17 protein-coding genes and 2 tRNA genes are annotated in these 14,806 nt (G+C 39.5%); 9 read left to right on the top strand and 10 right to left on the bottom strand.

The genetic code is table 11. From position 1 onward, the window contains the following. Nucleotides 1–27: 27 nt before the first annotated feature. Genes purB through mnmA form a run of 3 tightly spaced genes read right to left on the bottom strand, consistent with a single transcriptional unit; the run spans nt 28 to nt 3,133 of the window. A complete protein-coding gene (gene purB, locus EJ103_RS08970; protein ID WP_024033516.1) occupies nt 28–1,398 on the bottom strand; it encodes an adenylosuccinate lyase in 1,371 nt (456 codons plus the stop codon). A 32-nt stretch (nt 1,399–1,430) separates the two neighbouring features. Next, complete coding sequence (gene hflD, locus EJ103_RS08965; RefSeq protein WP_004586725.1) at nt 1,431–2,033, bottom strand: high frequency lysogenization protein HflD; 603 nt, start codon at nt 2,031–2,033, stop codon at nt 1,431–1,433. Then, a complete protein-coding gene (gene mnmA, locus EJ103_RS08960) occupies nt 2,033–3,133 on the bottom strand; it encodes a tRNA 2-thiouridine(34) synthase MnmA (protein WP_004586724.1) in 1,101 nt (366 codons plus the stop codon). Before mnmA ends, hflD begins: the two co-directional genes overlap by 1 nt. 339 nt (nt 3,134–3,472) lie before the next feature. Here mnmA and EJ103_RS08955 point away from each other — a divergent pair, with 339 nt between their 5' ends. Then, a complete protein-coding gene (locus EJ103_RS08955; RefSeq protein ID WP_126007223.1) occupies nt 3,473–4,741 on the top strand; it encodes a diguanylate cyclase in 1,269 nt (422 codons plus the stop codon). A 54-nt stretch (nt 4,742–4,795) separates the two neighbouring features. Here EJ103_RS08955 and EJ103_RS08950 read toward each other — a convergent pair whose 3' ends face one another. The 7 genes from EJ103_RS08950 to EJ103_RS08920 are packed head-to-tail and all read right to left on the bottom strand — an operon-like array spanning nt 4,796 to nt 7,941. Further along, nucleotides 4,796–5,239, bottom strand: a complete 444-nt coding sequence (locus EJ103_RS08950; protein WP_126007221.1) for an NUDIX domain-containing protein — start codon at nt 5,237–5,239, stop codon at nt 4,796–4,798. After that, nucleotides 5,232–5,918 (bottom strand): pseudouridine synthase, encoded by a 687-nt coding sequence (locus EJ103_RS08945; protein ID WP_126007219.1) that lies wholly within the window; start codon nt 5,916–5,918, stop codon nt 5,232–5,234. The genes EJ103_RS08950 and EJ103_RS08945 overlap by 8 nt, the downstream gene beginning before the upstream one ends. After that, nucleotides 5,918–6,247: a TusE/DsrC/DsvC family sulfur relay protein gene (locus tag EJ103_RS08940; protein ID WP_126007217.1), complete on the bottom strand. Its 330-nt coding sequence runs from the start codon at nt 6,245–6,247 to the stop codon at nt 5,918–5,920. The genes EJ103_RS08945 and EJ103_RS08940 overlap by 1 nt, the downstream gene beginning before the upstream one ends. A 3-nt stretch (nt 6,248–6,250) precedes the next feature. Then, on the bottom strand, nt 6,251–6,517 hold the full coding sequence (tusB, locus tag EJ103_RS08935) for a sulfurtransferase complex subunit TusB (RefSeq protein WP_054982589.1): 267 nt from the start codon (nt 6,515–6,517) through the stop codon (nt 6,251–6,253). Beyond that, a complete protein-coding gene (locus EJ103_RS08930) occupies nt 6,514–6,870 on the bottom strand; it encodes a DsrE family protein (protein WP_126007215.1) in 357 nt (118 codons plus the stop codon). Before EJ103_RS08930 ends, tusB begins: the two co-directional genes overlap by 4 nt. Beyond that, nucleotides 6,867–7,220: a sulfurtransferase complex subunit TusD gene (gene tusD / locus EJ103_RS08925; RefSeq protein WP_004586717.1), complete on the bottom strand. Its 354-nt coding sequence runs from the start codon at nt 7,218–7,220 to the stop codon at nt 6,867–6,869. Before tusD ends, EJ103_RS08930 begins: the two co-directional genes overlap by 4 nt. Before the next feature lie 55 nt (nt 7,221–7,275). Continuing rightward, entirely contained in the window at nt 7,276–7,941 is a 666-nt protein-coding gene (locus EJ103_RS08920; protein ID WP_004586716.1) for a Bax inhibitor-1/YccA family protein, read from the bottom strand. A 251-nt stretch (nt 7,942–8,192) separates the two neighbouring features. On the opposite strand from EJ103_RS08920, the gene EJ103_RS08915 reads away from it, so the two are divergent. The 8 genes from EJ103_RS08915 to nhaC all read left to right on the top strand — a co-directional run bounded on the left by EJ103_RS08915 (nt 8,193) and on the right by nhaC (nt 14,800). Then, nucleotides 8,193–8,283: transfer RNA gene (locus EJ103_RS08915), tRNA-Ser, on the top strand. A gap of 52 nt (nt 8,284–8,335) precedes the next feature. Further along, a tRNA-Ser gene (locus EJ103_RS08910) sits at nt 8,336–8,426 on the top strand. Between the two features lie 781 nt (nt 8,427–9,207). Next, on the top strand, nt 9,208–9,588 hold the full coding sequence (locus tag EJ103_RS08905; protein ID WP_126007213.1) for a hypothetical protein: 381 nt from the start codon (nt 9,208–9,210) through the stop codon (nt 9,586–9,588). A 128-nt stretch (nt 9,589–9,716) separates the two neighbouring features. Continuing rightward, nucleotides 9,717–10,175 (top strand): GAF domain-containing protein, encoded by a 459-nt coding sequence (locus tag EJ103_RS08900; RefSeq protein ID WP_004586714.1) that lies wholly within the window; start codon nt 9,717–9,719, stop codon nt 10,173–10,175. Next, entirely contained in the window at nt 10,175–10,453 is a 279-nt protein-coding gene (locus EJ103_RS08895; protein ID WP_004586713.1) for a hypothetical protein, read from the top strand. The genes EJ103_RS08900 and EJ103_RS08895 overlap by 1 nt, the downstream gene beginning before the upstream one ends. Before the next feature lie 15 nt (nt 10,454–10,468). After that, on the top strand, nt 10,469–11,107 hold the full coding sequence (proQ, locus tag EJ103_RS08890) for an RNA chaperone ProQ (RefSeq protein WP_126007211.1): 639 nt from the start codon (nt 10,469–10,471) through the stop codon (nt 11,105–11,107). 26 nt (nt 11,108–11,133) lie between these two features. Next, on the top strand, nt 11,134–13,158 hold the full coding sequence (prc, locus tag EJ103_RS08885; RefSeq protein ID WP_126007209.1) for a carboxy terminal-processing peptidase: 2,025 nt from the start codon (nt 11,134–11,136) through the stop codon (nt 13,156–13,158). A 181-nt stretch (nt 13,159–13,339) separates the two neighbouring features. Further along, nucleotides 13,340–14,800, top strand: a complete 1,461-nt coding sequence (gene nhaC / locus EJ103_RS08880) for a Na+/H+ antiporter NhaC (protein WP_171036153.1) — start codon at nt 13,340–13,342, stop codon at nt 14,798–14,800. Nucleotides 14,801–14,806: the final 6 nt, after the last annotated feature.

Raw genomic sequence — 14,806 nt, 5'->3', positions numbered from 1 at the left:
TCGCTTTTTATATGCGCAATTTAGTATTTAAACTAAATCGTCAATAAACTCAACAGCGCGGCCAATGTAGTTGGCAGGTGTTAGTTTTTTCATTTCTACTTTAGCGTGCTCTGGCAGGTCTAAACCATCGATAAAGTCGGCCATAATCTCTTGATTTACACGTTTACCACGCGTTAAATCTTTAAGTTTTTCGTATGGTTTTTCAATACCGTATTTACGCATAACCGTTTGAATTGGCTCAGCAAGTAATTCCCAGTTTTGATCAAGCTCATCAAGTAAACGTTGCTCATTTACTTCAAGCTTGCTTACGCCTTTAAGTGTAGATTGATACGCAATAAGCGTGTAGCCCATACCCACACCTAAGTTACGTAAAACGGTTGAGTCGGTAAGGTCACGCTGCCAACGAGAAACAGGCAGTTTTTGTGCAAGGTGAGCAAATATAGCATTTGCTAAGCCTAGGTTACCTTCTGAGTTTTCAAAGTCGATAGGGTTTACTTTATGCGGCATTGTTGAAGAGCCGATTTCGCCAGCAATGGTTTTTTGCTTAAAGTGGTTTAGGGCAATGTAACCCCAAACGTCACGATCAAAATCAAGTAAAATAGTGTTAAAGCGAGCAATAGCATCAAATAGCTCGGCAATGTAGTCATGCGGCTCTATTTGTGTAGTGAACGGGTTAAAGGTTAAACCAAGGCTAGTTACAAAGTTGCTTGCGTGGGTATGCCAATCGTAATCTGGGTAAGCACTCAGGTGAGCATTGTAGTTACCTACAGCACCGTTAATTTTACCTAGCATTTCTACCTGTGCGATTTGGTCGCGTTGGCGTTTTAAACGCATGTATACGTTAGCAAACTCTTTACCCATTGTTGAAGGCGTAGCTGGTTGGCCGTGGGTACGCGTCATCATAGGTACTGCTTTGTACTCAATGGCTTTTTCTTTTATAGCGTTAAGTAGTTGGTCGCAGTATGGAAGGAGCACATTATCACGAGCTTCGCTTAGCATTAAACCATGAGATAGGTTATTAATATCTTCTGATGTACAGGCAAAATGGATGAACTCGTTAATAGCGTTAATTTCGCTGTTATCGGCTACTTTTTCTTTTAGTAAATATTCTACCGCTTTAACATCGTGGTTTGTGGTGCGTTCAATGTCTTTAACACGCTGTGCGTCAGCTTCGCTGAAGTTATCAACAATGGCATTTAAAAGTGCATTGGCTTGTTCGCTAAATGCAGGTACTTCTTTAATATCACTTGCTGCAGCTAAGGCTTGCAACCAACGCACTTCAACGGTTACGCGGTATTTGATTAAGCCAAATTCGCTGAAAATACTGCGTAGTTCAGTGGTTTTGCTGCCGTAGCGACCATCCACTGGAGAGATAGCGGTTAACGCTGAAAGCTCCATAATAACTCCTAAATTTTAGTTTTGAACGATAATTAAATGTTTGTTTTTGCAATAGCGAGAATTTTTCTTTTTGCAAAGAAAAAGTGACGGCGTTTACCGCCCATTTGTCGCCATAATACAGCACTGCGAATTCCTGCTAATAAAAGGGCACGAATTTTATTTTGCGTTTGCTGCTGTTTTAATAACTCGGGTTTACCATAAACCTGAATTCGGTGCCCAAGGGGGCTCAGCACCGACGAGTATATATCTGCTAAACCGGCAACTACGGTGTCATCGGTTATGGCAAAGTGATCTAAGCGACGATGAATGTCGTCGATACGACGGCCAAGTTCAGCTAAGCTTTTTGGCTCGTTATTTAAAATACGTTCAAGCTGCATTAAACCACCTACGTACTTAACTATTTCAACATCTTTTTGAGCGCCAGCAGTAAGCTGCGCCATTAATGTTTTATAGCCGTCGCGCAAGTTATGCGTACCTTGATAAACATCAACCGGCGATGCGGGTGATGTTTGTACAATACTTGTAAATAGCACGTCTAAGTCTGAATCGTTTGCGCTGCCGTATTGCGCAATTTTTTGTACTTGTTTAGCCACTTGGCACATGGCGGCAAGCGCCATGACTTGGTGTTGATTCATTACTTAATCACCGAATCTATAATACCGCCACCTAAACACACATCATCGGCATAAAATACAGCTGATTGACCCGGTGTAACGGCTTTTTGTGGTTCATCAAACAATACGCGTGCCATACCATCTTCCCCAACGAGAAGGGTACAATTAATATCTTCTTGGCGGTAACGGGTTTTAACGGTGCAGCGCGTCGTGCCTTGAGGGCCAACACGGTCTACCCAATGTAATTGATTGGCGTTTAGGCCATTGCTGTATAGGCGAGGGTGGTCTTTACCTTGTCCGACAACGAGCACATTGCGCTCAACGTCTTTATCTACCACGTACCATGGCTCGCCAGAGCCTTCTTTCATGCCACCAATTAACAAGCCTTTACGCTGGCCAAGTGTATGATACATAAGCCCTTCATGCTCACCTACGTTGTTGCCGTCAGTATCTTCAATCACACCTGGTTGAGCAGGTAGAAACTTTTGTAAAAAGTCTTTAAATTTACGCTCACCAATAAAACAAATACCGGTGCTATCTTTTTTGTCATGGGTGATTAAGTCTTGCTCTTCTGCAATACGGCGTACGTCTGGTTTAGCTATATCGCCTACTGGGAAAAGCGTTTGGCCTATGTGTTCATGGCTTAAGGTATATAAGAAATAGCTTTGATCTTTGTTATCGTCTAAGCCTCGGCACATAACGTATTTGTCGTCTCGTAGTTCACGACGAACATAATGGCCTGTTGCAATATAATCGGCGCCAAGTGCTTGTGCTGCAAATTCTAAAAATGCTTTAAATTTAATTTCTTTGTTACACATAATATCTGGGTTTGGCGTACGGCCCGCTTTGTACTCTTCTAAAAAGTACTCAAAAACGTTATCCCAGTATTCGGCTGCAAAGTTAACGGTATGAAGCTCGATGCCTAATTTGTCACACACTGCTTGTGCATCTTTTAAATCTTCAGCGGCTGCACAGTATTCGTCATTGTCGTCTTCTTCCCAGTTCTTCATAAACAGGCCTTCTACTTGGTAGCCCTGTTGTTGTAATAAATATGCAGATACAGAAGAATCAACACCGCCGGACATACCAACGATGACTTTAATGTGACTATTTTCGCTCATGAATAATTTCGCTTATACAGATTGCTGTTAACTTGGAAAGGCCGCGATTATAGCACGCATTTTGTTTTTGCTTAAAGGGAGGAGTGGTGCAAACACACGATTTTGTAGTTATTTTATTCATATAATAAATAGCAAATAAGACTGAAACGCATTTAACATAAAAAATGATGAAAAATTTAAATAAGCCATTGTAAAAAGATATTTCGGTGCCATTATTGTCTGAGCGCATAATAATAGCGTCCGTATTACCTTGTGTTTGTTGTACAATTAAGGAACAGGCAAGATTTTTGTATTAAATTTGCATTTTTATTGCCTTAATATTTTCAACGGAATGAATATATGAATTACGCCTTTCAGGTAAAAAAACTTACGACCCTAATTACGTTTTATACGACTAACTCAAGCTTTCATGTAAAGCAGTTACTTGAAAACCCGACGAGTGAGTTTAAGCAATCTGCCTACAAACTTTTTCATGAAATATTTAAACACAGCGTACCCGTAGACTCTCAACAGACTAGCCCCGTTGATGCTATTTTTGATTCAGTTACTGCATCTTTAGATTTAATTAACCAATCTGAAGTGGCGTTAGTTGAAACAACACAAAAATGGTGGAACGAGTGGTACTTTGTATTAACTATGGAGCATTCGCTTTCTCACGAAAAAGAAGATGTGCCATACAGTTTCCTATCTAAAAAAATGCATCATCCTATGAAGCGCCACGAGATGAGCCACTACGCCCATTTATTTACTATTTTGCCTATGCCTATCTCTAATGTGTGTGCTAAAACCGGCGATATTATTAGAGTTAATCAGCGCTTTATAGATGTATTTGGTTATACCGTTGATGACTTACCTAACTTAGAGCAGTGGTGGGTTAATGCATACCCAGATCCTCACTATCGAGTGGCCGTGAAAAAAACGTGGCAATCGGCGTTAGAAATTGGCAATGAAACAGGGCAAGACATCCCCGCGCATGATTACCATGTTACTTGTAAAAACGGTAATACAATTACTATGGAAGTATCTGGAATCAATTTGGGCGATGAATATATTGCTGTATTTAATGATGCGACCAAGCGTTTAGAAGATCAAAATATTTTACGCGACATGGCATTTTTAGATTCGCTAACACAAATAGCAAATAGACGTCGTTTTGATGAAAAGCTAAGTAAAGAGTTCGAAAAAGCCGTTGAGTGTGGTGACGATTTGGCAATTATTTTAATCGATATTGATCACTTTAAACTCTTTAACGACCGCTACGGGCATGTTGAAGGTGATTTATGTTTGTATAACGTGGCGCAAGCAATAGCGTGTACGGTAAGCCGCACAGAGGACTTTGTGGCGCGTTATGGCGGAGAAGAATTTGTTGTATTGCTGCCTCAAACCGATAAACAAGGGGCCTTATTTATTGCTGAGCATATTCAAAAGGCAATTGAAGAGCTGCACATCCCTCATGAAGACAGCTTTACCGGTTACTTAACCCTGAGCATGGGTATTCACGCAATTAATAAAGAGGATAGTTGCGATCAAAAAGAGTTTATTAAGGCCGCCGACAGCGCACTTTATTATTCAAAAAGGCAAGGACGAAATTGTTTAGCATTAAGTTAATTTATAGCCTTGGACTATTTATATAGCTTTGAGAATTATATAAAGCGCAGATGTTTAATTATCGTCGTAAATAAAGTCTATGTCTTGAATATGGCGGTTTAGGCTGTCTTCAATACATTTTAACACTAAATGGCTTCTTAGAGGCAGTGCTTTAATGTCCCCTAAACTGTGCCAGTTAGCACTAATTATATCTGCATCTTTTGGGCAGGGCTCAGTGGTGATTTGAGTGCCATCAAACATAAAACAAAAGCGTAAGTAATGCACCCCATTAGCCGCATGTAAGTTATAAATACCGATTAAGCCAGTGGGCGTTAGGGACAAACCTGCTTCTTCAAAAAGCTCTCTGCTGGCTGCTTGAGCCAGTGTTTCGTTTACTTCTAAATGGCCAGCAGGTTGGTTATAACAAATATTAGAAGTAAATTTATCTCGCTCTTTTACCAGTAAAAAACGCTCTCCTTTTTTTACTACAGCAGCCACCGTTACATGGGGTTTATGCATTTACCTCACCTTTTATAACACTGTACTGTGCGCTGTTTATGCCATCTAGCGTGTAATTGCCAATACTGTAGCGAATAAGCCTTAATGTAGGGTGCCCAACATGGGCGGTCATACGGCGAACTTGCCTATTACGTCCTTCATTAATTGTAATACTTAACCACGTTGTAGGAATCGATTTTCGCTCTCTTACCGGCGGCACGCGAGGCCAAAGTTTTGGCTCGTCAATAATTTTTACGTTTGCGGGTAAGGTCATCCCATCTTTTAGTTCAACACCTTTACACAGGGCATTAATGGCCTCTGCGCTAGGCTCACCTTCAACTTGCACCCAATAGGTTTTATTGGTTTTTTTACTCGGTGCGGTAAGGGTATTTTGAAGCTTTCCGCAGTTTGTTAAAAGTAACAAGCCTTCACTGTCACGGTCGAGTCTGCCTGCAGCGTATACATCTTTAATGGGAATAAATTCAGCCAAGGTTTTTCTATTGGCATCGTCTGTAAATTGGCAAAGCACATCGTAAGGCTTGTTAAATAAAACAATTTTTCTATCTTTAGGCGCTATAGCGGGTTTAACTTCACGCGAAGTTGTGCTTTTTTTAGTGAGCGAATTGCGTGAGTAAGTTCTACCCGTGGTTCGTTTAGTGGTACTTTTACTTGCGCGATTATGCATTGGTTTGTTCGCCATTAAATACACCTAGCGGGCTTGGGTAAGCCGGCAATTTTTGTGGCTTGTTTTGCAGGCCCCTTGGGAAATAATTTATACAAATAAATACTATTGCCTTTGTCCTCGCCAAGCGCTTTAGCCATGGCTTTAACAAGCATTCTTATTGCTGGGCTGGTGTTATATTCTAAGTAAAAATTGCGCACAAAATTAATCACTTCCCAGTGTTGTTCGCTCAAGATAATGTTTTCTTGCTCGGCGATAATGGAGGCTAACTCTTTTGTCCACAAGGTGTAATCTAGCAAGTAGCCTTGTTTATCAGTGTCGATTTGTTGATTATTAAATTCAAGCATGGATTACCAGGTAATAGATTGGTTAGTAGATAGAGTAAGGGCAACAAACTCATCGTAATTAATAAGTGTTTGGCCTGGGCTTAGTTTAACTGCGCGTGCCTGCGCATCCTCTAAAAGCAACAATAATGAATCGTTTAATTGAAAATACTGCTTAGCGGCATAACAGGCATCACCAACAAGGAGTACTTTATCGGTGTCTTTAATTAAGTTTTCAAGCTGAGTAGAGTCGTAATAAGCCAGTGGCTTTGAAAAAATGTGTAATGTACTCATAGGTTCACCACAAAATCTTGCTGGCCGATCAGCTGCTGTTGATCAGTGTAATTGAGGCTTGTTGAACCAATAATTAATTGAGATTTGTTTAAGTTATAATCTAGTAACGATTTTTCACATACATATATGTTTTCTACTTCATAGATTTCAAGCGTTTTGATGTTTTTAAAAAAATCTTTTATACCAAGTTGCTGTGTTGATTGATTATGTTTTAAAGCAAGCACAGCAGGGCCGCTAAATAGCCAGCTAATATTTTGCTCAACTGCGGCAAATATCAGTGACATGTCTAGGGCATCGCGGGTATTAAGCTCATCAAAGGGGCTGGATTGGCTCATTACTAAAACGTTTTTCATTTAAACTGTATCCATTTATCTGCATCACTCGCTAGCATGGCAAATTCTGCAAGCCCGGCTACAGTAAATACACCTGTTTGGCTTGTGTTTAAGCCACGTTTTTCTGCTGCAGTAATACATAGCATTAAGTTGACGTTTTTATCTGCAAGTTGTTGCCATTGCGTAGGAATTTGCAGCTCGTCAGAGGCTAGCTCAAAGTGAGCTGACGCGTGATAAATCCCATTTTGATACAAAAATATCGCATCTATGGTGTGGCCTTGTGCTAAACATGCATTCGCAAACTTTATAATACGTTGCGTTGAGTCATGATCTGAAGGAGGAGTATGTAAAGAAAGAACAAATCGCGCCAAAACAATTCCAATAAAAAAGCCCCAATAAAGGGGCTATTTTAACAGAACTATTTAATTAGTCATCACTTGCGCCAAGAAGGTGCAGTAAAGAAGTAAATAGGTTATATACGTTTAAGTATAGAGCGACCGTCGCGCGAATGTAGTTAGTTTCGCCGCCATTAATAATACGGCTAGTATCAAATAAGATTAAGCCAGACATGATTAACACAACAGCAGCGTTAAGCACCATAAACATTAGCGAGCTGCCAATGAAGATGTTAACTATGCTTGCAACAATAACCACTAGTAAGCCTACTGTTAAAAAACCACCCATAAATGAGAAGTCTTTTTTAGTGTTTAATGCATAAGCCGATAGACCAAAAAATATTAATGCAGTAGAACCAAGCGCCTGCATAATAAGCATAGGGCCATTAGGCATAGCTGCATAATAGTTAAGTAGTGGGCCAAGGCCTGCGCCCATACAGCCTGTAAAAGCAAACACCCAAAACACGCCTGAGGCTGAGTCTGCTTTTTTGTTTACAACAAATAATAAACCAAACGAAACCAGTGTGAACACAATTCCCATAAAGTAAGGTAATTGTAATGCCATTGAAATACCCGCCGTAACAGCACTAAATGCTAATGTCATGGCCAGTAAGAAATAGGTGTTTTTAAGTACCTTGTTTGTTTCAATGGTCGACATTACCGGTTTAGCGGTATTGTACGAATGATTAAATGCCATTGTAGAGCTCCTTTAAGTGAAACATGTTTGTTTCGATAATTTAACTAAAATTAGATTACCAACTCTTATATGTTTGGGCAAACCTTTGTAGATCAATAGAGTGTTATTTTTTAATTAAAGTTCATTAAAGCATCAAAAAGAAATTATTTGTTTTATCTTTAAACAAATTAATTGTTTTTTAAGCACTTGAACAATTTTTTTAAAAAAAAGCTTCACAAAGCCAATGGGTTTCCCTATTATGCAGGCCGTGCGGAGAGATGGCAGAGTGGTCGAATGCACCGGTCTTGAAAACCGGCATAGGTTTGTAGCCTATCTAGGGTTCAAATCCCTATCTCTCCACCACCTTATTACAATAATTATGAGTACACTCTTACTTGTAATTTATAGCACTTTCGGAGAGATGGCAGAGTGGTCGAATGCACCGGTCTTGAAAACCGGCATGGGTTTGTAGCCCATCTAGGGTTCAAATCCCTATCTCTCCACCATTATATTAAAGCCCGCTTTTTAGCGGGCTTTTTTGTTTTTACGCTTTATTATCAGGCCACCTTAGGTTTCCTCGCTTATTTCCCCATTTCGGTTTGCTATTAGCCGCTATTGATAGATTATTAACATATTGATGTACTACTTTTATTTTTTAGATTTTAAAATAGTATGTTGTGGCTCAAGGATGATTTACCTTCAAGAAAACCTATTGTTTATCGTGCAACGATTCTCATTGATAACGTTGTTTGTTTTATTTGTATTTCAACCTTTTGACACAATTAACTATACATCATCACTTTTGCAGCTTTGCTGTGCTGTATACCTACGACGCTGGCTATGCGTAAATTAGTCATTAATTGAAGAACGTATTTAATATTGAAATCTAAAGGTTAGGTTTTATTGACGATAGCGCCTATAAGGTAGTGAACTTTGTCTTATAGGCGACTAAGCAGCTCAAAGTAAGTGTGGGCTGGCAGCTCAATGTGTGTTTGCTTTTAGTTTGCAAAACCATTTATTAAAATCATTTGCAAAACATTATTAAACCCACTCACTAAACAGCCCAACATAAATTAAATCTTCAAATTATCACACCTTTCAAAGGGGGTTAAATACCTTTGCTATAAACGCTAAGGTATATTTTTTATAAAATTAAAATGCCTAGTTACAGCAGTTTAAAGAGTGCTTGTTTTCCCATCATAAATTACGACCATAGTCTCTATTTCTAACCTTAAGAACTTGGTGCATGCTTAAGATAATGTTTGTAGTGTGTAATTAGGAACTTATATGAAACATCAACTAGCCAAAAGTGTCGCGCTTTCTTTATTATCCCCTGTGATTGTTGGTAGTTTACTTGGCCTTTATTATGGGCTCACTATGAATGGCGATGCGGTTACCATTTTTTTACAACTACTGATGAGTGCAATTGCGAACGCACATATTGTTGGGCTTACTATGGCCGCTTTTGTCGTACCGGGTTATTTGCTTATGTTTAAGTATGCAAAAGTGAATTATTCAGGTGTACTGACTCTTGGGCTGCTCGGTGGCACAATATTTAGTTATTTACTCAGTGCTACAACAGGTGAGATATTTTTAATTAATAGTGTAATGGCCGCTTTTGCCGCAGGACTATTTTTATTTGGCCTGCGTAAAACATCAAAAAAATAATTGCAGAAATATTAATCAAGCGTGCTGAAAAACGGCGCTATTTCTGTTTTTTTGCCTGTAAAAGGTTTCAATTTTTCACGACAAAGAGTACCTTTAGCTACTGTCTGTTTAATAAGAAGTAGTTTGGTATGCAAAAGCACGATTTTTACCAGTCATTAGTTAAGCAAACTGAATCACTAATTGCTGGTGAATCTAATGTCATTGCTAATATGGCTAACGTAAGTGCGCTATTATTTACCTCATTAGAAGATGTAAATTGGGCGGGCTTTTACTTTATGGATTCGCCAAGTGAATTAGTGCTTGGGCCTTTTCAAGGTAATCCAGCGTGTATTCGTATCCCTGTTGGTAAAGGGGTGTGTGGTACGGCTGCAGCAACGTTAGAAACTCAACTAATCGAAGATGTACATGCGTTCGATGGCCACATAGCCTGCGATGCAGCGTCTAACTCTGAGATTGTTGTACCTATCATGAAAAATGATAAAATAGTTGCTGTTCTTGATATCGATAGCCCAACTATTGGTCGATTTGATACTGATGACCAAGCAGGTCTTGAAGCATTAGTTAAATGCTTAGAGGCAAGCTTATAATGAAAGACTTGCTAAATGTTCAAGACTACCTATTCGCAGTACAAGATGTAGGCGATTGGGAAGGGGAAGAAGAACATGTAGCGGAAACGCTCAATGATTTGATTCACATAGCCTGGGATAAACTTCCAGATGATTTAGATTGTGAATCAATCGATGAAATAATAAATGGTATTTGGGAACACCTTCGAGGTGATTTGGCTGTACTTGAAGCCGACTTCGAAGAGTTAATCGACTGGGTAATACACTACGTTGACTCGTCCCTTGATGAAAAGATGTGAAAAATAGGTTCTAAAATGGAAACCACAAACAAGCTAAAAGATATTAATGAAGTGCTGGAATTTCTTTATCAAGAATTTCCACAATGTTTTAAACAAAAAGACGGTATTAAACCGCTTAAAGTCGGTATTTTTAAAGATATTGCCGAGCGTATAGAAGGGTCTGAAAAAGTAAGTAAGACTCAAGTACGTCAAGCGCTTAGAAAATACACGTCTAACTGGCGTTATTTAGAAGCTGTGACTAAGTCAGAGTTTCGTATTGATCTTGATGGCAATCAAGGTGAAAAAGTTGAGCAAGAGCACATTGACCACGCTCAAAAAGCACTAGAAGAAAGCCGTGCTAAAATGGCAAAACGCAAAAAACAACAGCGTCCACGCCAAGAATCAGATTCTAAATCTTTCAAGAAAAAACCAGCCCACGCTAGCAAAAACAATGCACAAGCTAACAAACCAGCTAAAGCAGCCCCAGCTAAACGTTCAGGAAAAGTTGAACCTTTACCTGCAAGTGAGGTCAAGGTTAATAACAAGGTTAAGGTTAAACTTGGCCAAGCACTTGTAAATGCGGTAATTACTGAAGTAAACAAAGACGAAGTTCATGTTGAATTAGTAACAGGCATGCAAGTTAAAACCAAAGCTGACAGCTTATACATTATTTAAGTTGTAAATAAATTAAGGAGTTGTGTATGAGTAAAAAGTTTACGCTCATTCCGTTAGTTGCTGCCCTGTTTTCGGGTTCTTTATTCGCTTCTGTAGAAGCGGCAAAACTTGAAGACTTGCCTGTACTTAAACAAGAAAGTCAACATGGCACTGCCAGCAAACGAGTGGCTAACTTATTTGCTCGTTCACACTATACACCGGTTCGATTTAACGATGGGCTTTCTAGCAAAGTGTACGATCGTTATATCGAATCCCTTGATTTTAACAAAAGTGTGTTTTTAGCAAGCGACATTGCAGCGTTTGAAAAATACCGCAACGATTTTGATAATGCTATTACCACCGGTAAGCTTGACTTTACGTTTGATATTTTTAACTTAAGCTTAAAGCGCCGTTTTGAACGCTATGATTACTCTTTATCACTACTCGATAAAGAAATGACGTTTGATAAAGACGATGAATACTTTTTTGACCGTGAAGATTCAGCATGGCCAGCATCGCAAGCTGAGCTTGATGAAATTTGGCGTGAACGCGTTAAATACGATGCCTTACGTTTAAAAATGACAGGCAAAGATTGGGAAGGGATCAAAGAGGTCCTTACTAAGCGTTATAAAAATGCACAAAAACGTTTAGTGCAAACAAATTCAGAAGATGCATTTCAAATTGTAATGAACTCGCTAGCGCGAAGCATTGAGGCGCATACGTCGTACTTATCGCCGCGCCGCGCAGAACAATTTAAAATGGATATGGACCTAGAGCTTGAAGGCATTGGCGCCGTTTTAAGCCCAGATGAAGATTACACCGTTATTCGTAGCTTAGTACCAGGCGGGCCTGCCGATAAAACAGAGCAGCTAAAAGCTGACGACAAAATTATTGGTGTTGCCCAAGATCAAAAAGAGTTTGTTGATGTTATTGGCTGGCGATTAGATGATGTGGTTGATTTAATCAAAGGCCCTAAAGGCACTAAGGTACGTTTACAGTATCTTAAAGGCTCTGATGCACATGGCACGCCTAAAGTAGTTGAAATCACCCGTGATAAAATTCGCTTAGAAGATAGGGCAGCTAAATCTGAAGTATTTGAAGCGAGTTATTCAAATTTAACTTCAAAAATTGGTGTTATTGAGATCCCAGGCTTTTACAACAATCTTTCAAAAGACGTTAAAGTTGAATTAGCTAAACTTAAAGAAGAAAACGTAGACGGTATTATTATTGATTTGCGCCAAAATGGCGGTGGATCATTATATGAAGCCACACAGCTATCAGGCTTGTTTTTTGACCAAGGTCCGGTTGTTCAAATTCATACATTAAATAACCGTATTGAAGAGCAAAAAGACCGTGACGGAATTACCTACTACGATGGCCCATTAACTGTTTTAGTTGACCGTTATAGTGCTTCAGCCTCTGAAATTTTTGCCGCCGCAATGCAAGACTATGGTCGCGCAGTAATTATAGGCGAGCAAACCTTTGGTAAGGGAACGGTTCAGCAGCACAAAGGCTTAGGTCGTGCGTACGATTTATACGACAATGACTTAGGTAGCGTACAATACACTATTGCTAAGTTTTACCGTATAAACGGCGGCAGTACCCAGCATAAAGGGGTTATTCCTGATATTTCATTCCCTTCGGCGATAGACCCAGCAGAATGGGGCGAGAGCAAGCAAGATAATGCATTGCCGTGGGATAGCATAGTACGAGCTAAGTATAATAGGCAGGGTAATTTAACGCCTGTAATCACTTATCTTGAAAAACAGCACGAAGTACGTATTAAGTCAGAGCCAGAGTTTGGTTACGTATTTGATGATATTGCCCGTTACAATGAAGAGAAAGACCGCAAAACTATTTCTTTAGTTGAAGCAGACCGTATTAAAGAAAAAGATGAAAATGAAGCACGTACTCTAGCGCGCACTAATGAGCGTTTAAAGCGTTTAGGTAAAGAGCCAATAGAAAACCTAGATGATGTACCTGAGGTAATTGAAGAGCTTGACCCTTTCTTAGAAGAGGCAGCACTGATCACTCAAGATTACATTAACTTTGGCCGTATCGCTAAAAAATAAACACGTGTTTACCCCGTTTAAAAGGCGCTTTTTGCGCCTTTTTTGTTACCTAAATTTCGCTAAATTGCTATAATCGCAAATTACTAAATTGAGTTACATTACTGTGGCTTAAAAAAAGCACTGATACGCTAAAAATAATAAATAACCACGCCACGATATGTGGTGTGCAGGAGTCACTATTTTGAAGCCTTTAGAAAAACCGATTAAACCCGCCTCGTTTTTTGATGCACTTGTTCCTATCACTGTTTTAATTTGCCTTTTAGGCGCAGCGGTATATTTATTTGGCGATAATTCGTCATCAGGCCCTAACCAAATAGCGTTATTATTTGCCACCTTTGCTGCGGCACTAATAGGGCTAAAAAATGGCTACACGTGGAAAAAGCTTGAAGAAGCCATGATTGAAGGTATTACCTTATCATTGGGTGCTATTTTAATTTTATTAATGGTGGGCGCCTTAATTGGTACTTGGTTGTTGTCGGGTACCGTGCCAACGCTCATTTACTATGGCTTACAGGTTATTAACCCAAGCTGGTTTTACGCCGCAAGCTGCTTAATTTGTGGCATTGTTGCAATGAGTATAGGTAGCTCTTGGACCACAGCTGCCACCATAGGTGTGGCGCTTTTAGGGGTGGCCACCGGGTTAGGGCTTGATCAAACTGTGACGGCAGGGGCGGTTATTTCGGGTGCTTACTTTGGTGACAAACTCAGTCCGCTTTCTGAAACTACTAACTTAGCACCGGCTGTTGTAGGAGCTGATTTATTTGAACATATCCATCACATGTTATGGACTACTGTTCCTAGCTTTGTCATTGCATTGATCATTTTTATATTTATGGGCTTTAATGCAACGGCTTCTAACGAAGCCGGCAGGATTGACGAAATAACAGCGATTTTAGAGCAAAACTTTAATATTGGCTTTGAAATGTTAATTCCATTAATTGTGCTGCTTGTTTTAGCTATTAAAAAAATGCCAGCGTTTCCGGCAATTTCAATTGGCGCTGTGATTGGTGCTGTGTGGGCAATGTTGTTTCAGTCTGATTTAATTGCGACACAAATTGACCTTTCTCAGGGTGAGTTGGTTGGTTATTTTAAAATTATTTGGACGACTTTTTTCGATGGTTTTAGCATCGACACGGGTGATGACAAAATGGATTCATTGCTCAGTGGTGGCGGTATGGCAGGGATGTTAACTACAACATGGCTGATCATGACAGCTCTTATGTTTGGTGCCATTATGGAAAAAACCGGTTTATTAGATATTTTTGTTAAGAGCATTTTAAAAATTGCAAAAAGCACAGGCTCGCTTATTACATCAACCATTGCTACTTGTGTGGGCACAAACTTAATAGCGGCTGATCAATACATTGCTATTGTAGTGCCAGGTCGTATGTTTAAAGAAGAATATAAAAAGCGTGGCTTAAAGCCCGTTAATTTATCGCGTACTTTAGAAGATGGCGGCACAATAACAAGCCCGCTAATTCCGTGGAATACCTGTGGAGCGTACATGCAAAGCGTTTTATTAATAAACCCATTTGACTATGCCTTGTATGCTTTTTTTAATTTAATTAACCCTTTCTTAGCCATTATTTATGCGTACGTAGGTATTAAAATTTTACGCATTGAACCCAAGCAACCTGCTTAAATCTAA

The organism is Pseudoalteromonas sp. Xi13, from assembly GCF_003952205.1.
GTDB classification, from domain to species: domain Bacteria; phylum Pseudomonadota; class Gammaproteobacteria; order Enterobacterales; family Alteromonadaceae; genus Pseudoalteromonas; species Pseudoalteromonas atlantica.
Note: the sequence above shows the minus strand (reverse complement) of the source record. Positions and strands in the feature narration are given on the sequence as shown.